The sequence below is a fragment of the Gracilimonas mengyeensis genome (assembly GCF_900182705.1).
GTDB classification, from domain to species: Bacteria; Bacteroidota; Rhodothermia; order Balneolales; family Balneolaceae; genus Gracilimonas; species Gracilimonas mengyeensis.
The window spans coordinates 182,094-201,129 of sequence record NZ_FXTP01000009.1 but is presented as its reverse complement, the minus strand read 5'-3'; the positions used below and the strand labels follow the sequence as shown (position 1 = coordinate 201,129).

21 protein-coding genes are annotated in these 19,036 nt (G+C 43.3%); 4 read left to right on the top strand and 17 right to left on the bottom strand.

Annotated features, from left to right (window positions below; genetic code table 11):
• The first annotated feature begins 380 nt into the window (after positions 1-380).
• On the top strand, positions 381-872 hold the full coding sequence (locus FN815_RS11690) for a hypothetical protein (protein ID WP_142454813.1): 492 nt from the start codon (positions 381-383) through the stop codon (positions 870-872).
• Positions 873-883: 11 nt separating this feature from the next.
• Here the strand turns inward: FN815_RS11690 and FN815_RS11685 are convergent, their stop codons facing one another.
• A complete protein-coding gene (locus FN815_RS11685) occupies positions 884-1,090 on the bottom strand; it encodes a hypothetical protein (RefSeq protein ID WP_142454812.1) in 207 nt (68 codons plus the stop codon).
• A 204-nt stretch (positions 1,091-1,294) separates the two neighbouring features.
• On the opposite strand from FN815_RS11685, the gene FN815_RS11680 reads away from it, so the two are divergent.
• Positions 1,295-1,627 (top strand): copper resistance protein NlpE, encoded by a 333-nt coding sequence (locus FN815_RS11680; RefSeq protein WP_246075258.1) that lies wholly within the window; start codon positions 1,295-1,297, stop codon positions 1,625-1,627.
• A 111-nt stretch (positions 1,628-1,738) separates the two neighbouring features.
• On the opposite strand, the gene FN815_RS11675 is transcribed toward FN815_RS11680, so the two are convergent.
• The 7 genes from FN815_RS11675 to FN815_RS11645 all read right to left on the bottom strand — a co-directional run bounded on the left by FN815_RS11675 (position 1,739) and on the right by FN815_RS11645 (position 8,547).
• Positions 1,739-2,401 carry a DUF3667 domain-containing protein gene (locus tag FN815_RS11675; RefSeq protein WP_142454810.1) on the bottom strand — a complete coding sequence of 221 codons (663 nt, stop codon included), beginning with the start codon at positions 2,399-2,401 and terminating at the stop codon, positions 1,739-1,741.
• Between the two features lie 547 nt (positions 2,402-2,948).
• Positions 2,949-4,568 (bottom strand): diacylglycerol kinase family protein, encoded by a 1,620-nt coding sequence (locus tag FN815_RS11670; protein WP_142454809.1) that lies wholly within the window; start codon positions 4,566-4,568, stop codon positions 2,949-2,951.
• Between the two features lie 219 nt (positions 4,569-4,787).
• A complete protein-coding gene (locus FN815_RS11665; protein WP_142454808.1) occupies positions 4,788-5,333 on the bottom strand; it encodes an AlkZ-related protein in 546 nt (181 codons plus the stop codon).
• Positions 5,334-5,563: 230 nt separating this feature from the next.
• Positions 5,564-5,842 carry a helix-turn-helix domain-containing protein gene (locus tag FN815_RS11660; protein WP_142454807.1) on the bottom strand — a complete coding sequence of 93 codons (279 nt, stop codon included), beginning with the start codon at positions 5,840-5,842 and terminating at the stop codon, positions 5,564-5,566.
• 1 nt (position 5,843) lies between these two features.
• A complete protein-coding gene (locus FN815_RS11655) occupies positions 5,844-6,158 on the bottom strand; it encodes a type II toxin-antitoxin system RelE/ParE family toxin (RefSeq protein WP_342780484.1) in 315 nt (104 codons plus the stop codon).
• 220 nt (positions 6,159-6,378) lie between these two features.
• Complete coding sequence (locus FN815_RS11650) at positions 6,379-7,053, bottom strand: DUF4145 domain-containing protein (protein WP_142454805.1); 675 nt, start codon at positions 7,051-7,053, stop codon at positions 6,379-6,381.
• A gap of 171 nt (positions 7,054-7,224) precedes the next feature.
• Positions 7,225-8,547, bottom strand: a complete 1,323-nt coding sequence (locus tag FN815_RS11645; RefSeq protein ID WP_185957275.1) for a serine/threonine protein kinase — start codon at positions 8,545-8,547, stop codon at positions 7,225-7,227.
• 253 nt (positions 8,548-8,800) lie between these two features.
• Between FN815_RS11645 and FN815_RS11640 the strand changes: the two genes are divergently transcribed.
• Positions 8,801-9,805 carry a metal-dependent hydrolase gene (locus FN815_RS11640; RefSeq protein WP_142454803.1) on the top strand — a complete coding sequence of 335 codons (1,005 nt, stop codon included), beginning with the start codon at positions 8,801-8,803 and terminating at the stop codon, positions 9,803-9,805.
• Between the two features lie 3 nt (positions 9,806-9,808).
• Here the strand turns inward: FN815_RS11640 and FN815_RS11635 are convergent, their stop codons facing one another.
• The 4 genes from FN815_RS11635 to FN815_RS11625 all read right to left on the bottom strand — a co-directional run bounded on the left by FN815_RS11635 (position 9,809) and on the right by FN815_RS11625 (position 12,757).
• Positions 9,809-10,597 carry an NAD(P)-dependent alcohol dehydrogenase gene (locus tag FN815_RS11635; RefSeq protein ID WP_221930310.1) on the bottom strand — a complete coding sequence of 263 codons (789 nt, stop codon included), beginning with the start codon at positions 10,595-10,597 and terminating at the stop codon, positions 9,809-9,811.
• 9 nt (positions 10,598-10,606) lie between these two features.
• Positions 10,607-10,774 carry a hypothetical protein gene (locus tag FN815_RS19040; protein WP_221930309.1) on the bottom strand — a complete coding sequence of 56 codons (168 nt, stop codon included), beginning with the start codon at positions 10,772-10,774 and terminating at the stop codon, positions 10,607-10,609.
• A gap of 143 nt (positions 10,775-10,917) precedes the next feature.
• Positions 10,918-11,454 (bottom strand): REP-associated tyrosine transposase, encoded by a 537-nt coding sequence (locus FN815_RS11630; RefSeq protein WP_142454802.1) that lies wholly within the window; start codon positions 11,452-11,454, stop codon positions 10,918-10,920.
• Between the two features lie 268 nt (positions 11,455-11,722).
• On the bottom strand, positions 11,723-12,757 hold the full coding sequence (locus tag FN815_RS11625; protein WP_142454801.1) for an aldo/keto reductase: 1,035 nt from the start codon (positions 12,755-12,757) through the stop codon (positions 11,723-11,725).
• A gap of 254 nt (positions 12,758-13,011) precedes the next feature.
• On the opposite strand from FN815_RS11625, the gene FN815_RS11620 reads away from it, so the two are divergent.
• Complete coding sequence (locus FN815_RS11620; RefSeq protein WP_142454800.1) at positions 13,012-13,548, top strand: REP-associated tyrosine transposase; 537 nt, start codon at positions 13,012-13,014, stop codon at positions 13,546-13,548.
• A 132-nt stretch (positions 13,549-13,680) separates the two neighbouring features.
• On the opposite strand, the gene FN815_RS11615 is transcribed toward FN815_RS11620, so the two are convergent.
• The 5 genes from FN815_RS11615 to FN815_RS11595 form a co-directional block, all read right to left on the bottom strand.
• Entirely contained in the window at positions 13,681-14,331 is a 651-nt protein-coding gene (locus FN815_RS11615; RefSeq protein ID WP_142454799.1) for a hypothetical protein, read from the bottom strand.
• A gap of 309 nt (positions 14,332-14,640) precedes the next feature.
• Complete coding sequence (gene rho, locus FN815_RS11610; RefSeq protein WP_142454798.1) at positions 14,641-16,197, bottom strand: transcription termination factor Rho; 1,557 nt, start codon at positions 16,195-16,197, stop codon at positions 14,641-14,643.
• A 117-nt stretch (positions 16,198-16,314) separates the two neighbouring features.
• Positions 16,315-17,577: a bifunctional folylpolyglutamate synthase/dihydrofolate synthase gene (locus tag FN815_RS11605; protein WP_142454797.1), complete on the bottom strand. Its 1,263-nt coding sequence runs from the start codon at positions 17,575-17,577 to the stop codon at positions 16,315-16,317.
• Complete coding sequence (locus FN815_RS11600; RefSeq protein ID WP_142454796.1) at positions 17,574-18,428, bottom strand: aminotransferase class IV; 855 nt, start codon at positions 18,426-18,428, stop codon at positions 17,574-17,576. The genes FN815_RS11605 and FN815_RS11600 overlap by 4 nt, the downstream gene beginning before the upstream one ends.
• Before the next feature lie 83 nt (positions 18,429-18,511).
• The gene (locus tag FN815_RS11595; protein WP_142454795.1) at positions 18,512-19,036 is read right to left on the bottom strand and encodes a TlpA family protein disulfide reductase; all 525 of its coding nucleotides are present in this window, start codon (positions 19,034-19,036) and stop codon (positions 18,512-18,514) included.

Below are 19,036 nucleotides of genomic sequence, written 5' to 3'. Positions count from 1 at the left end.
AAGCCCACCAAGCCACCCATAAAAAAAGTAGCCCTGCCAAAGGCAAGGCTACTGTAGATACATCACATGCAAAGGCATCATGATGTTCTTTGAAGACATAAAATAGAAGTTTCTCTTGATTTTTAACACAGTACCTGACGGCTTCAAGTCCGTCTGACCGTTTTAACTAATTAAGCCTCTCAAGCTTTATATCAAACTCACATTGAGCATCTTTTGGATTCAGGATATAGAACTTTTTTGGAGAATAACTTCCAACCATTCCACATTTATTTTTTCCTGATTGAATGGAAATACCTAGATTCCGGGGAGAGAAAATTTAATTGAATAGTCTTCCTTAAGACTTTTAGTCAAGATACAGCATGGTCAGGATTTTATTGGTAATGTCACTATTACTTTCACCCGGTTTGGTCTTCGCACAGAATTCTTCTGAGCCAACTCATTCAGCCGGTTGGGTTAATACAGGCCTTGGCTTTGGCACCGGTGGAGTAACACTAATAGGCGGGGCATCCCGACAAATAGATCACCACATTTTCTCCGTTCGTGGAACCACAAGTACAGAATTATTTAATTACAACGGTGACAATATATGGGACCTCGGTATTTTATATGGATGGGCCACCACCAGCCAAACATTTCACCTTTCAGCCTCTGCTGGTTTCGGAATGATTGGAGGCGTATATAGAAAAGGCGGGTTATTTTCCGGAGAACCTGACGAAAACATACCTCTCACGCCTGGATTGCCTCTCGAATTCAATGTGTCTTGGCGCTCAAATCGCCAAGTCGGCTTCGGTTGGCATTATTTTGCCAACCTCAACCAAGAACGATCTTTTATAGGTATGGCCTTCACTCTTCAAATTGGAAGACTCTGGTAATAAGTTATTACTTACTCGTCCCGGAATTTGTAAATCGTCCAAGCTGCGGCTCCAAGCAGTGCAGCAGATCCTCCAAGGATCACGGCAAGATTTAAATCACGCTGCAACCGTTCTGCTCTGGACAAATAACCGGATCCAATTCCTTTCTTGTTGATGAGTCTTTCCAGATCTTCAATTTTAGTTTCCAGTTCCTTGCGGGTTTTATTCTTCAAATCCATAATAAGCTCTGTTGATTTAATTTTTCACGTTATCTTTGCTATCTGTTTTTCTAACAGTATGTTAAGCATTTTTGTTTCATACTAATTTCAGCTTCCTTTTATCATATGATTCCTCTTAAAAGCGCCGCCTTATATTTTACTGTTCTCCTTCTTATTGGTGCGGCATGCAATCCTGAAAAGACCAGAACAAATCCATCCCCTGATTTGGCACATACCAGCCAGAATGCCCTGGATTGGTCGGGCACCTACAGCGGAACTTTGCCTTGCGCTTCCTGCCCCGGCATCCAAACCACGCTTGTGTTGAATGAAGATGGCACCTACCAGCTCACCACGCATTACCGTGATGAAGCCAAACCCAATACCGTAAAAAATGTCGGTACGTTTAGTTGGGATGATAACGGGCAGGTCATCACCCTAAACAACCAAGAAGCACCTAATCAATATTTTCTGGGAGAAAACTATTTGGCCAAACTGGATATGGAGGGCCAGCGCATTACGGGAGAGTTAGCGGAGCAGTATGTATTGAGAAAGGAATAAATCTAAACAAACACCAAGTTCTTTAGAGCCTTGAAATACCAGCAACAACAAACATAATAGCGATGCAGAGCATCAGATAGATGAGATAAGTTGCTATAGAGCGCAGGATAATCAATAGGCGACTTCCTTCCTTAAAAAATCGATAAAATACCCATAGGGTATAACCCATAGATAACCCATAGATAACCCAAAGGCAAAAAACTCCATGTATTCAAACTCCACCAGGTAACTCAAAAAGACAAAGAAGGAGTAGAAGATAGCCTGCTGACCGGTTATGTAGCTATTGAGAACAAGGTGCTCTGCATAATTCCTGCCTGATTTTAAAAATGAGATTCGGGAAGCCACAGAAAATACAGGAAGCAGAAGCAAGGTAGTGTACGCATAATTCTTTGCAAACCAATCCAGCATTGATACAATTTCTGTGGCTCTTTCTGAGTGGGATCCTCCATGTGAAAAGCCAGTCAGGAAATCATCCAGCCAGGTACTTTCGCCCACTATCTTGGTAACCAGGAAATAAAAGGTAGAGAAAAAAATTATATAGGAAAACGGGCGAAAGTATGGCTTCCTCTTCCCTTCCAAATATTCATGGATCATATTTCCGGGCCGTACAAAAAGTGATTTTACTGTATAGAAAAATCCTCTTTCGACTTGAAATATGTTGCTGGACAGATCCTGCAATACTACCGGCAAGGAGAGCTTTCCGGTGTCAGTACGCTGACCACAGTTACTGCAATAATTTCCCTCACCAGGCGTACCGCAATTCTTACACTTCATATTAAATATAACCGTTTAATTACCGGCTAAAATGATGAAATAAGGGGTAACATCAAATAGAAGAGCTGATTGTCTTTGGGTAAATATTTCGTAGTAGTCCGTAAAGACTTGCCTAAATACCATGATAATTACAAAGTGTACTAAAGAAAAGTTTGCCCTCATACCAAACTCTGGCTTGATAATGCATGCTGAGAAGATCGAGCTTCCTGTGTTTAACTGTTATTTGGTTGATGTATAAGATATTGCTCATTGTCGCCTTACCATCATGGTTCATCAACAAATCATCACAGCTATCACCGTTTAATACAAAACTGCCCGCCGCCCGATTACCTAACGTACATAGAAAACATCCGGGCAGAGGTTCTTTCTCATTTCACCATTCACCCCAGGCTATTCATGTTTAACCCCTTTCGGGGTTTTTCAGAGCCATACCTAACATCTGTCCGCTCCGCGAGAATCTCCCAATCCGTGTCATTCGCGTTCTATTCATCATTCAAAATTACTTCAGTGTTCGATATTCAATGTTCCTTGTTCGATATTCATTCCACTACTTTGGTGGCATAAACACCCACAGGGACGATGGGTTAATCTGCAGAGATAACGACTCCGCCGTATAGTTTTCGCCATCCACTACGTACTCAATAGGTTCATCGCTGGTAATCTCCAGTTTCTTGGCTTGGGCATATTTAAACATACTTGCCTTTTCTTTTAGGCCTAAACCCGACATGGCCAGGTCCGATAAAGCAAACAAACGCTCCCCAACGGAAGCAGACTTCTCCAGGTACGTAACATGTAACTTATGATCATTGACTTTTGGCTCCTCCCCACCCTGGGCCAGCAAGGTGCTAAAAGGGGCCGCATTGGCAATCACGAAACTGTGCACGTCCAGCTTTTCCGGGGATTTCCCATCAAAACTGACCTGGAGTATTTGCGTTTCTTCTGAGACCATCGCATCAAAAAACCCATCCAGATAAGCCCACTGCCCTTGCTTATTTTTCTCTTCACGATTCGCGTGCTCAACCATCTGTTGTTCAAGGCCTATGCCCAGCGCCATCAATAGTAGCTGATCGTTACAGTATGCTGTGTCCATCTTCTTAGGCTCCCCGTCGCAAATCGCAGCACATGCACTTTCTACCGGCGAAACTTTAGATTCAATCCCATACATAGCATGACAAAGGGAATTAGCGGTCCCCAGCGGCACCATGCCCAAGGGTATATCGGTATCCACAAGTTCACCCGCCACCTCTGTTAAAGTGCCATCGCCGCCTCCGGCAATAATATACTTAGCACCCTTGCTTATCGCCTCTTGTGCATGCCGGGCTGCAGAAATGGATTCCGTCGTCAAAAGCACCTTCAGTCGGTATTTTTTACTGAGTTCGCGCAGAAGTTCGGATTCAAATTGTTCCCACTTACCTCCACCTGAAACCGGGTTGATAATCATCCAGGTCTGGTCTTCCGGCACCAGTTGTTGATCCTGATGAATACGTTCCAGGGTTCTTAACTGTGATTTATTGAGATTCGCAGTCGCGCGAATATCGTTAATGTCTTTCAGAGCATCCCGAACACTTAAGGAGGCATCCTTCATCAGCAAGTAAGCCGCCATCACAAATACGGAACGTCCCCGGCCTAAGGCACAATGGACCACCACGGTACGCCCCAGGGATCGATGGGCATCAATCCAGTTCAAAGCATGACGCAATTTATCCAGGGACGGCGTCTTATGATCTAATACGGGGATAGTGAGATAGTGAAAATCCCCGCTGTTGATGGCGCCTTCCAGCCCTGCAAATTCAGCGGTAACATCCACAATGCACGTGATATCATTGGCCTTAAGCTCCTCCACATCATTGGGAAGCAGGCGACGTGATAAAAACAAACCAGGGCCAATTTTCTGGATGGGCGGTACCGTATCATTTCGGCGGACCCAGAGATTGTACAGCTTCGCCCCGAATAAAAAAGGGATAAAGGCCCAGCGAATCCAGCGAGCAATTTGTCCATTCTCTGTTTTTCGAAAAATGGTGGGTATATCATAATAATATGCCCAACACACTAAAAACAGCGATGCGGCTGTCCACAATAACAAGCCACTAATGAACCATTGATCAATTGACAAGGCAAGCAGCACAGCTGCCACCGCCCCCAGTAAATAATACTTTATAATAAACATCTACCCTCACGGTATGTATGAAATGATTAATAAGCATGTAAGTATAGCACAAAAAAAGCTAAACATATAAAGTCAGATCCGCCTGCTAACCACCCAAAAGCTGGTAATGGTTGCCCGATCCGAGCTTTACCTCAAACCACGAATTGCGCGTGATTCAGCCAACACTGCTGTATAGCGTTTATTTTGTTCTCTGTTCCGCATTTGTTTACCAAAAGATGCTTATCGGTTTTCATACTTCTTCCAAATATCGAGGTATTGTTCCTTGAATGAGACCCAGGTATCCCGTTCGATTTGAGCATCATTTAACCGGGCAATGTTCATCGTGATCTGAAGGTTCTTTAAAGCCGTATCAAACTGACTCTTGGTACAGCCAACCTCCTGTATAGTCGCCTTTCGCAGGGAGGTGGTATCCCAAGGCTCGATCACAACTTTGCTGTAGATATGCTGTGCAAGTTGATCGTGGGTTTGAATATCTTTATGGGCTTGGGGAAAGTGATCATGGGTCAAATAATTCATTTCCATGAGTGCCGCCACACCGCCTTTAATTTTACCGTAGAATATTTCGTTTGGATACTGAGCGGGAAGCTGCGTTTTCCATGTCCACACAGCCGTCATCTTCTCTCCCCATCCTTTTTCTCCCAGTTGTTTGTCAGGAAAATCAACCTGTTCCCAAAGCGAGGGATACTCCACTTTATCACTTTCGAAGATGGTACAAATCTTCACTTTTTTGACAAATTGATATGCCTGTTCGATGGTTTTAATCATAGTATGTATCCCCCCTTTTTTAGGATATAATATGAAGCTTTTTGCACATAACCACTAAGGGTTTAAAGGTTGACGCAGAGCCTCAGGAGGGCATTCCGCAGCGGGGCAGCGGAACGACTACACCCAGGAGCCGTAGAGCTTAGCCCGAATAAATAACCGGGAATTTCTTTTAACCACCAAATTATAAACGGCAAATGGCGGCAAAGTCCACGTTAAAACGTTTACTTCCTTCAATCTACAAGTTCAATTCTTAGTTTTTTTCCAAACGCTTTGGCATACTTCTCAAGGGTGGACAGGCGAATATCCTCCGCATGATTTTCAATTCGGGAAACAGCGGTCTTTTTTGTATTCAACTTTTTGGCCACTTCATCCTGAGTAAGACCAGCATTCTCCCGGGCTTGTTTCAGAAGCACCCCAATTTTAAAATTATGAAATCCTTCTTCATATCCTTCCGCAAATTCAGGGTCTGATTTCTTTCTTTCACTGATATAGGCTTGAAGATCACTCATGTTATATTCCTCCTTTTCGAGATAGGTAATCAGCTTTTCGTTGCTCGGCCAATTCGATTTCCTGTTTAGATGTTTTCTGTGATTTCTTTGAAAATCCATTCGTTAATACCACGAACTCATCATTATCTATAAAACCCAGTAAACGAAAACTGTTTGAACCAATCCTTGCTCTGACTTCCCAAATATCATCGGTACTTTTGAGCTTCTTGAAATATTGAACCGGAACCTGGTCTAATTTTTCCACTAACTCCAGTACCCAAGTGACCTTTTGGGCATGCTTGGATGGCAATGAGTCCAAAAAATCCTTAACCGGAATTTTGCCTCATTGAGTTTTATAAAACTTAATTTCTTTCACAAAAGAAATGTTAACAATTATGTTAACTTAGTCAAGTATCATTTGTTGTGGGGAGAGGGAGGTAACGACCCGGCGTTAAACGGCGCGGTGATTATGAGTTATTTGAAGTAGCAAAATTAATTGCTTGCAAACAAGTTTCATCGCACCCCGTCCGCGTCCGATTTGAAACGCATTGTTATACCTATTTTCCTTTTTGGATTGCTTCTTTCCTTAGTTTTGCTGCTTCCTTGATTTTTCCGGGTCTAGTATATAGTTGATAAGTGAGATCCTGTAATAAGGATATCAAAACTGATGCTCTTTTCAGGTTTACTTCAGGTAATTGTGGATGAGCACCATCGTGACCAGTTAACATTATCTGTTTTGCCATATCTTCCCATTCTTTGTCTAATCCCATCATCTCAAGCAATTCAGTTATTTGATTTTGCACCTTAGTTGAACCGTCTGCACCTAAATTATCGCAAATAGCTTGGACCGATCTTCTACAAAGTGCAGCAAATCCATGATATGCGTTCACAGAGAGACAATCTAATGCTTCATCAATTTCAGATTTAATTGAATCCGGAACATTTTCAAAGTCAAAATCTTCCTTCACAGTCATAATCATTTCAGGATTATTGACAACAGGTACATTTTGGCCAGTCCAACCATCAATATCCCAATAAATCGGAATGATCCTTAAACATGCATCACAACTGTAGCTAGAAATAATTTCGGCAATACCATCCCTTTTTAACTCATTTCCCATTGGTTTGGATCTTAAAGAGAATCGTGAACTATCTTTACAATGAGGACACTTACCACCAATTATGACTTTTGTTATTTGCTCGGGAAGATTTGTTCCATAAAGTTTTAGCATAATCACTCAAATATATTGATAGAATTTAGTTGAATAGATATAACGACTCTGCGCATAACGGGCGCGGGGATTATGAGTTAATTAACGGTTAAAATTTTAACACAAGCAATCCTGGAAACCGAAGCTTCGTCCGCGTCCCCAGTTGATGCGCCTTGTTAGGTGGATTATTTTTTAAGAAATTTGTTTTTCAATCTTTGTTCTTAGCAATCGGATTGCCAAAGCAAAAATTTTTTCAGCGTTTTTATTCACTTCTTCTTTTAACCGTCTTAAATCAGCTGAAGGTCCATTGTAAAAAACTTCTTTTGTAGGAACAACCTTTTCATGAGATTCTGTTTGAAGTCGTATCGATACCATAGAACGATTTTCTCCCTCTAGTAAAGCATATAGGCCGACAAAGACATATGGTTCTGTACTATCACTCCGACAAACTTTCCATAACACCTTGGCTTCTTTTCCTGGTTTAATAATCTTAGAACTAGGGTGTACTGGCTGAAAATTGTGTAAAAGACAAAGACTTTTAATCGAAGTTGTAAGTAGATTAAGAGAATCGATCAATGATTGCTCAACTTCATCAATAGTAGCATCTATACTCTTACGAAGTGCTTCTAATTCATCAAGTTCAGTAAGGTATGATGGTTGTGACGTTTCATTTTCAGGTGAATAGGATATCGCTTCATCAATATACTTTATTAATTTAGATGCATCCTGAAACCTAAAATCGATAGGCACTACAAAACCAACATCAAAGATTGATAGCACTCGTTTCCATCGATGGTCCTTTTTAGTATTAGTAGGAACAAAAAAGCTAGGCTTCTTGTGTGGTGGTCGGTTTTCTTCATCAATTAATGAATTAGGAGCCATACCAGTTAAAAGGAAAAATAAGATGCCAACAATAAAAGTTATATCTGATCTTGGATCTCTTTTTGATTGTCCTGCGCCTAATTCTGGTAAACGCAAAAATCTATTTCCTAATTCTTGTCTACCTATAGTCGAAAGCTCGTCATCTGGATCATTAAAATAGGATAATCCAAAATCAACAAGATATATTGACGACTCATTATCAATAATAATATTGTTAGGCTTTATATCACGGTGTAATATTCCATTACTGTGACACCTAATGACTATCTCAGCTAGCCTACGAACAATATTTAATGAATAATCTATTTTTTGTGGTTTACCTCCAGCAATATTCTGCAATGTATTACCATCAATCCATTCCATGACAAGATACATTTCAACTGACTTGTTGGAAGCATCCTCAATATTATGATCTAAAACTTTAGGAATTCCTGAACCCGCCAGTTGTTCCAGTGAACTTACTTCTCTTACCATTCTTTGTCGTCTCTCAGAATTTTTTGAATGATTTTGGTGAAGAATTTTGAGAGCCCCAAGAACTCCATCAGATTTTCTACGCACTCTTCTTACATGTCCCTGACCACCAGTCTGAGGAGATGTTGATTCATCAAGTACCCATTTAGTTTTCCATTTCATAAAATAGCTATACCTAGTCGATCCACCTAACATATTATTGATGAACATTTCATCTTCCATAAATGTATATCATTCAGCCCACAATATCATAAATATGTTCAAGTTATCGGCATATAATTCCAGAAAAGTTCAATAAACACGTTCATATAAATCGGCTGAATAAAACTTTATCGAACTTTTATTGGAATGGATGAGCCTTTCTATTTCCTTATCTTTCATTTGTCTTGTCATTCCCAAAAACTGATACTAACCCATGGACCCCGTCACCCACGGACTTATTGGTGCTACCGCATCACAATCTTTTGCAAAGAAAAACTCGTTTCGGGCTGCGGCCTTGGTGGGATTGGCCTCGGCTATGCTGGCGGATGTGGATGTGTTTATTTCCAGCGCCTCCGACCCACTGCTTAACCTGGAAATGCACCGGCAGTTTACCCATTCCCTGTTTTTCATTCCGGTTGGAGCCTTGGTGGCTTCGCTGCTGTGCTATTGGTTGGTGAAAAAATATCTCAGTTTTCCACAAACCTACCTCTACAGTTTGGCCGGTTATGCCACGGCAGGACTCATGGATTATTTCACCAGCTACGGCGTACAGCTTTTTTGGCCCTTCACAGATACACGTTACTCACTGGATATCATCTCGGTATTTGATCCCCTTTTCACACTTGGGGTCATTCTGTTAGCGGGAATATCCTTCTACAAAAAAGAAAAAATCTATTCCTGGTTAGCTCTAGCTTGGGCCATGTTGTACCTGATCTTTGGATTTACTCAAAAGCAAAAAGCTGTAGAAATAGCTCAACGAATAGCGAATAATAAAAACCATGAAATCCAAGAGCTCGTGGCTAAACCAACCATCGCCAATCAAATCGTGTGGGGCATTCGGTATGTAGCCGATGACACCTTGCATGCCTCAGGGGTTCGGTTGGCACCTTTCTCTGACTCCATCATCTATGAAGGGGAAAGAACAAAGCTTCTGAACTGGCAAGAGGAATTCAGCGAATATAAGGGCATTACTTTATACAACGACATCCAGCGATTTTCGGAGCTCTCCGGTAGTATTCTGATCAAACATCCCGATTATGAAAACGTACTTGGCGACGGACGCTACTCCATGCTCCCAACCACCCTCTCTCCCCTTTGGGGCATCAAAATTGATACCACCCGCCCCGCCCAACATGTTGACTTTGGTACGTACCGTGATGCCAATCCACAGGTACGGCAGCGTTTCATGGATATGCTGTTGGGAAGAAAGCTGAAATAGACCTCAGGCTTGGAAATTTAGTATCACATTGCCCACTTTCTCTCCCTGCAACACGTAGCGATAGGCCTCCCTGATATCATCAAAAGCATATTCACGATCGATAAGCGGCTTGAACGAGCCATCCTTTAACCGATCCATGATATAATTTAGACTTCTTTTTGTGTCCGTTGGCACCGGGAATTTCACTTGTTGTCCCTTGCCCAATGGAGTGATCAATGCCAACAGCGGATTCTGAACTTTGGGGCCTAATTCTGAAGAAATATACAATCCTTGTTGGGTGAGTACTCTCCGGCATTTACCAAAGGTGCTCTTTCCTACCGCATCAAAAACCACATCAAACTTCGAGTCGGTTTGGGTGAAATCTACACGGTCATAGGCAATCACCGCATCGACTCCCATATCTCGAACAATGTCTTCATGTTCAGCCCTGCAAACAGCCGTAACCAAAGCCCCGTGATACTTGAGGAATTGCAGTCCAGCCGAACCAATAGCGCCGGTTGCCCCGTTTACCAGCACCTTTTTTCCAGGCAAGTCAGGAATCCGCTTGATGAAGTTATAGGCGTAATGGGCGCCTTCCAGGGAAGCCGCTGCAACTGAAAAGGAAAGCTCATCTGGTATTTTGACCACCGCTTCATCCTCCCCAATAACAATATATTCGCAATGCGAAGAAAGCTGATCGGTATTCAACCCCATAACGCGATCTCCGGGCTTGAACTGGCTCACCTCATTTCCTACCGATTCCACAATGCCAGCAAAGTCAGAGCCGGTGATGGGATTTCTTGGCTTCCCCATCCCCGCTACTCAATGCATGATGACCGGCTTGCCAGTAAGGTAGGCGCAATCGGTTCGGTTTACGGTAACTGCGACTACTTTTATCAACAGTTCGTTTTCGGCGGGCAATAAATTTGGCAGGTCTTCAAACTGAAGGACCTTTTCATCTCCATAGGTGTAATGGACAGCGGCTTTCATATTTGTTTTGTTAAGCTAAAAGATGCCGCTCTACACGGGGTAAAGCTGGATATGTTTCGGTCATTCTTTTTTAGATTTATAATTTTGCCCTCGTTCCGCCGCTCCGCTGCGGAATGCCCTACTGAGGCTCCGCCTCATACAAATTAACCAGGGAAAAGCGTAATGGGAATAACCCCCATTCCTCCCTGATAATTAATCGCTGATGAAAGTCGCCAATGAGTTGGATTTTCTACAAAGCCTACATTTACCGGATTCAAATGGATGTATTGCATCTTTTGTGTCATCATTTTAGAAGAAAAAATTTGCTTGGGATGAAGCCCTTCCTGCCAAACTTGGTAATCACTGTCCCGATGGTTTTTGAGTTTCTTTGATCTGAGTTGCCTCAATATGCTTTTGGAATTCTTTTCCAGAAGATAATCGACAATTGTTCTTCCCGTAAATGATTTGAATGCACGGAGTTTCCCTGATAATTCTTCATCTTCTGCAATTATATGCAAATGATTTGGCATGATCACGTATCCATATAAACTTACCCTATTCTCGGTTTGTAGATAGCATAATGCATCCAGAACTATCTTCGATATGAAGGGATTCATGAATAGTGGAAGACCTCCTATTATGGAGCTTGTAATAAAATAAGGGTAATAGTTTTGGTGAAATTTGTAGCGGCTTCGTCCCATAGTTCGTGGCTTTTAGATAGTTAGAGCTGTTTGAGAGTCATTCCTTACAAAATATTTCGCCTTCATTTACTCATAGAATGAGGCAGAGCCTCAATGGGGCATTCCGCAGCAGAGCAACGGAACGAGGTAAATAACTCGATAATTTCCGCGATTTGATCTTTTCGAAAGCTAAAGTGCAGGTTTAAAACCTGCCATAATGAATAAAAAATCCCGCCCGGCATCTCGCCAAACGGGATTTTTTGTAATGATGTCTAAAAGCCGTAAGAAGTTACTCTTCAGATGGCTCGGTACGGTCTGTATCCTGGAAGTCTACCATCCAGAAGGGATAGCGGTCGAGCGTGGCCGACACTTCATCCAACTGCTCCATCTCCTCTGCTGTTAAATCAACATCGGCAGAGTTGATGTTGGAAGTCAGTTGCTTCATGTTTTTGGCCCCGATAATAGTGCTGGTGACACCTTCTTTGAGACGTACCCAAGCCAAGGCTACTTCAGCCACTGACGCATCGTGATCTTCGGCAATGCCTTCCATCACTTCTACAATATCATAGGCCTGTTCTTTGTCGATGGGCGGAAAGTCGAATTCATCGCGTCGAGATCCGTCTCCGGCTTCCTGCTTATCGCGGGTGTACTTACCAGACAGAAATCCACCGGCCAGCGGACTCCACGGCATAAAGCCTAATTCTTCGGATTGGCTTAGCGGGATGAGTGCATCCTCGGCATCACGGCCAGAAAGGGAGTAAAAATACTGCATGGCCTTAAATTCGTGCCAGCCTTCTTGCCGTGCAATGCCTTGCGCTTTCATCACCATCCAGGCCGGCCAGTTGCAAACGCCAATATATCTCACCTTGCCGGATTCAACGATATCATTCAGGCTGCGCATGATTTCACGGATTGGCGTGACCGAGTCAACCCCGTGTACATACAGTATATCCAGATGATCTAACTGCAGCCGTTCCAGGCTCTTATTTACGGAGTTAAAAATGTGAAAGCGCGAAAGTCCCTGATTGTTGGGATCGTCTCCCATCGCCCCGCGTACCTTAGAGGCTATCACAAGTTCATCCCGGTTCAGTTCCAGGTTTTTGATGCTGTTGCCCAAAATGGCCTCGGATTGACCGAAAGAATAGACATTGGCGGTGTCAATAAAATTAATGCCCGAATCCACGGCTTTCTTAATGAGTTCATCAGCCTGTTCCTGCTTTTGCTGCCCGATGGCTTCCCACATTCCTTCTCCGCCAAAAGTCATGGTACCAAAGCAAAGTTCTGATACTACCAGTCCGGTGTTTCCTAATACATTGTATTTCATAATAATTTTTTGATACTAATATTTAAAAATCTAGTGATGTAATAATATTGGGATTGAAAAATGTTCAATCTTTCAACCACTACATGTATCAACAGATCATTTGGTGAATTCATTTACCAGCCATTCTCGTTCCGCTGCTCTGCTGCGGAATGCCCCATTGAGGCTCCGCCTCAATCTATGAATAACGGAAGATGAAAAAAATTTTGTGAGGAATGACTCTCAAACAGCTCTAACTAATATAAAAGCCACGAAGTATGGGACGAAGCCGCTACAAATTTCACCAAAACTATTATCCTTATTTTATTACAAGCTCCACAGTAGGAGGTCTTCCACTATTCATGAATCCCTTCATATCGAAGATAATTCTGGATGCATTATGCTATCTACAAAATGAAAATGGGGTAAGTTTATATGGATACGTCATCATGCCAAATCATTTGCACTTGATTGCAGAGGATAAAGAGTTGTCTGGCAAACTTCGTGCATTCAAATCATTCACAGGAAGAACAATTGTCGATTATCTTCTGGAAAAGGATTCCAAAAGCATATTGAGGCAACTCGATTCAAATAAACTCAAAAACCATCGGGACAGTGATCACCAAGTTTGGCAGGAAGGGCTTCATCCCAAACAAATATTCTCTTCAAAGATGTTTAATCAAAAGATGCAATACATCCACTTGAATCCGGTAAATGCTGGTTTTGTAGAAAATCCGGCTCATTGGCGACTTTCATCAGCAATTAATTATCAGGGAGATAGGGGAGTTATTCCGATCACTTTATTCCAAGGTTAATTTGTGTAAGTATGCCTTTCATTGGCTGCTCTGTACAGGAGTGTTTTGGTATGCATAGTATGAGGCAGAGCCTCTATACCGCATTCCGCAGCAGAGCAGCGGAACGAGGTAAATACACTTTAGTTCAGGTTATCAAATAGACAAACCCAAAAACCACTCACCAAAAGCTCGCCAGGCTGGGATCATGTGAAAAGTGAATACGGAAATATGATACAACACCAGCATCCCCAGAATAGCCGGGAATACATCTGTTCGTTTATTGGATTTCCAATCCCAGAAAGCTAAGCCTCCAACTAAAATTAGAGCCAACAAAAATCCCCAGAAGGGGACTATAGGACTTCCGTCAATGGTAGGAGCCGCTTCGACTAACGGACGAATATTTCGATAGATGAGGCGGTCGGTAATGGGGGTAAACATCGGGAAGATGGTACAAAACATGTACCGGGCATGGGTGAGCGGGTCTTTACGATAATAGATAGCTATTCCATAAATAATCCCAAAAAGCACCGTGGCATTAATCATCAAAGCCAAATCAGAAAAGACAACAGCAGTATAGGGCTCGTTGTCTTTCAGGCTTAGATGAGTAAGGTTCAACGTAGATAAGATGATAAATGGCACCAGCAGATAAGAAGCCTTGCCACGATTTTGTGAATGTCCCTTCGCTTGGCGCGGATCAGATACGCCTGCCCGATGAGCATCAGGCACCAAAGCGTCATGGCGATACCATGAAGATGCGTTCCAGCCGGCATGGATGCCGTCACATCCGCATAATAACTGGGCCAAAAAGCGATCAGGGCGAAGCCGAAAAAAACGACAAACCAAAGCCAGCTTCTTTGAAAGAGGAACTTGTTCATGTACAGTGAGCGATGTGCAGTTATCAGTGACCAGTGATCAATTCACAGGTATAGAAGCCAGAAACTTGGTTATTTCGTTCCTCGGTTAATCCTGATAGGGATGATTACCATGATTTACTGTGATGAATATTTTATTAGAACTATCTCAGCCTATCAATTCCATCACAAGTATCACAGTTAAAGCTCAAGGCACCAACTAAAAACTAACACCTCAAAATTAACAACTAAAACCTCACCCCTACTTGTTCATCGAAATAAGGAAATCCTCGTTATTCTTGGTTCCTTTGATTTTATCAAGCAGGAAGTCCATGGCTTCGTAGGGACTCATGTTGGTGAGATAACGTCGAAGCAATACTACTTTTTCACGCTCAGCCTCATCCACCAGCAGTTCTTCGCGACGGGTTCCGCTACGGAATATGTCGATAGCCGGATATACACGACGTTCTGAAATGCGACGGTCCAGGTAAATTTCCATGTTACCGGTTCCCTTGAATTCCTCAAAAATCACATCATCCATGCGTGAGCCGGTATCAATCAGGGCGGTAGCAAGAATAGTAAGCGAGCCGCCGTTCTCGATGTTTCGGGCTGAACTAAACAGTTGGCGTGGAGCTTTTAACGCTTCGGAATCAACCCCACCAGTCATGGTACGGCCTTTATTGGAAGCCACTACGTTATAAGCACGCGCCAGACGAGTAATGGAATCCATCAGCAGGAGAACATCATGGCCACTTTCTACCAGGCGTTTAGCCTTTTCAAATACAATCTCAGCCAGACCAATATGGTTTTCAGGTTTCTCGTCAAAAGTAGAAGCCACAACTTCGGCGCCTTCTACCGTACGTTCCATCTCGGTCACTTCTTCCGGACGCTCGTCAATCAACACAATCAAAATCTTGGTATCAGGAGAGTTGGCAGAAACGGCATTAGCAATATTCCGCAGAATGGTGGTTTTACCGGTCTTGGGCTGAGCTACAATCAAACCACGCTGCCCTTTTCCAACTGGGGCAAAAAGATCGATTAAACGCGTTGTGTGTTCCTTAGCATCATACTCCAGGCGGTAACGCTGATCGGGGTGGATTGGCAGCAGATCTTCAAAATCCTGGCGATTATCCATGTCGTGCGGAATACGACCGTTTACGCCTTCAATACGAAGCAGGGCAAAATACCGCTCTCCCACTTTTGGGGGACGAATCACACCAATCACACAGTCACCTTGTTTTAAACGGAATCGCTTAATCTGCGAAGGCGACACATAAATATCATCCGGGCTGGCTTTGTAATTGTAGTTCACCGAACGGAGAAAACCATAGCCATCGGGCAGAATTTCCAGCGTACCCTCATTAAACAAGTACGGTCCTAAATCAGGTTCCAGCTCCTCAATACGTTCCTGAAGCGTGGGTGCATCCGACTCGGGCAGCTTATTGTGCTCATGCCCTTTGCGTTTGTTGCTGTGCGGACGCTTTTTATTAGATTTCTTCTTGTCGTCCTTTTCTTCCTTCTTATTATACGACACGATATGGCTTTGGCCGCCATAGTTTTTCAGCTCTTCATCTTTCTGGGCCGAATCATTTTTTTGGCGGTCGTCTGCCTCGTCGTCTTTATCTTTATCTTCGGCTTGGTCAAAAAGATCCTGCTCTGAAGCTTTTTTTCTAATTTCTTCAATGAGCTGGGCTTTGCGAATACCGGTTACTCTGCTGATTCCGATCGATTTCGCAAGTTTCTGTAATTCGTGAAGCTTTTTCCCCTCTAAGGATTCTAACTCCCCGGCCGTTAGTCCGGCGGTTTCATTATCTGACATAAAATATGGCTGTTATGAATATATGATTCTTACTGAAGTTTGGGGTGAACATCATGCTACAACTTATTGGCAGCGAAAAAGGATATTCAATCAGGTAAGGATAAAAACGTGCGGTGCTTAGTGTTGATGATTTGTGATCCACCGCTTAACTGTGGGATAAAAGTAAAAACTTCCCATAAAAATTACTAACTCTGTCTGCAATTCCTTTAAAATTATTCCAGCATTCGCTTCATCCATTCTTTTTACGGGCATCAGTGCCTTAATTTCCTTCCATTTCATGGCCCGATCGCCTTCCTGTTCGGCAAACCAGCTTTCCTTAAAGCCGCTAAAATAATCAGCCATTTCAGGGTTCCATTTATCCTGCATCACCGAAAACACCAACACAGCTTCTTTGCGTGGTTTAATCCCTTCAATGGCCTCCAAAGAGGCTTCCAGCGCCTGTGCGTTGTGCGAGCCGCTGAAGTACCAATCGAAATCCGGGTGCAATTTCTCGAAACGTCCCGGGGCCCCGCTAAAGTCTGCTATGCTTTTCAGACGCTGCTTTTTTTCTAAAGGATAGTGGGAATCCAGCACCTCAGCCACCAACCACGCCACGGCAATATTCCACCTGTTTACCTTTTCTAATAGCTTGGTTTGCACCTTATAATTTTCACTTCCGGCACTGAACTCAACTACGCCATCCGTCCATCTTGGGTGTAATTCAGTAGCTAAATAAAGTTCGCTTTTATGCTGTTCTGCTACTTTTTTGATTTCTTTCAGAGCCGCTCCTTCCACATTTCCCACGACCACCGGTTTCCCATTTTTGATAATACCAGCCTTTTCGCGGGCAATCTCCGGCAGGGTATCCCCCAAAATACTTTGATGATCCAGTCCCACGCTGGTAATCACCGATACTTCGGGCTTGATGATATTGGTGGAATCCAGTCGCCCGCCCAAACCTGTTTCAATAATGGCAATGTCCACTTTCTCTTCTGCAAAATACCAGAAAGCCAGTGCGGTACTAATCTCAAAGTAGCTCAGGCGAATTTCATCGAATAATGGCTCTGCCCTTTGAAAAAACCGGACCAACTGACCGTCGCTGATTTCTTCGCCGGCCACCCGCACCCGTTCGTTATAGCGTAATAAATGCGGAGAGGTAAACAAGCCCGTTTTATAACCGGCATCCCCATACATCTTTTCCAAAAGATGGCATGTGGTTCCTTTCCCATTGGTGCCCGCCACATGAATCGTTGGATATGTATTTTGGGGATCTCCCAATCGGGCACAAAATTCACGAATGTTATCCAGAGAGAAATTAGCCGCAGCCGCTCCCTTCTTCTGAAACATCGGGATGGCATCCAAAAAAGCCCACACATCATCAATGGTTGTAAACCGACTCATGCCTGCAATTCCTCTTCCTTCAGCTGTTCAAAGCCGGCCTTAATTTCTTTTACCATCATATGCTGGGGAGTAAACTCTATACCATCCAACGAGCTTACCTCTCTTATTTCAACCAGGGAATTGGTACAAAACATAGCCTCTGCATTTTGTACCGACATCAACCCGAAAGCACCGGTTTCTAATGGAATCCCTAATTTCTCCGCCACATCCAGTACCATTTTTCGGGTTACTCCCGGCAGCAAGTCGCAAGACACATCCGGCGTAAATAAGGTCCCGTCTTTCACCCAAAAAATATTGGCGCTGGTCGTTTCACTTATTTTATCCTGCATCGTCAACATCAAGGCGTCATCCGCCTCAACCTGCTGGGCTTCCTGGGTCGCTTTTATATAATTCAAACCATTACTAAGCTTATATCTACGCTCCAGTGCCTCGGATGGAATGCACCGGGTTTTGGCGGTTATAAGTTTCGATGGCGGATACATTTTATTTGCTTCTGAAACTTGCACCATCCAGGAAGACTGTCTAGAATCAGGGGCATACCCGCGACCTCCTTCCCGCCAGCACTGCAGGCGTACCATGGCATCTGATACAAACAGTTGGTTCTCCCGTAAAAGCTCTGATATTTTTGATTTAAGCCCCGCTGAATCAAACGGCAGGTTCATACCCAAATAATTCATCCCGGCTTCCAAGCGGGCGTAATGTGCTTCCCATCGCAAGAATTGACCGGCATACGCCCGCAGGGTTTCAAAGCAACCGTCGCCGTACATCATGCCCCGGTTAAGGGGTGATACTTTTGCCTCTGATTCGGCTATCAGCTCTCCGTTAAGAATTATTTTTGGTGATTTTTTCAATGGTTAAAACCTCCAAGGTTTAAAACAGGGATATTCGAAATAAATTAAATAGTTGAAAACCTTGGAGGTTTGTTTTTGCTTAATCATTCTAAATACACCTTCAATGAATCGTAGCCCACGCCTTTTTCATAGCCGATATTGCTTGTCAGAGGCTCCGAGTTTTCATCAAATAAAATATAGCTTGGAAAACCGGGTACTTTAAGGTGATTGTATAAATGCGCGCCATCCGTATAGATAAAATTGGGATAACGCCTACCATTAGCCAGCGATTCTTCCGCATCTTTAACCAAAGCTGCCAGCACGGCAAGTGAATCTCTTTCAGCCTGAAGCAACTCAATTTCGTCGAGCATAGCCGTTGATTTATCCGACCAGCTGGCCCAGAACACAAGTAATACATGCTGACCTGCATAATCTGTCACACGCGTAGAATCCTCAGTACCCACTATCCCCATCGGCATGATATTCAGCGAATCTGACTTAGCGATGTTCTCCCGAAATCGGGTATGCTGCTTTCGGTTAAAATTGAAGGAAGAAAAAACAATTACCGCCATGGTGATAATAGCCACCACGACCATAAAAGGCACAAACTGCTCTTGTTTAAGGCGCAT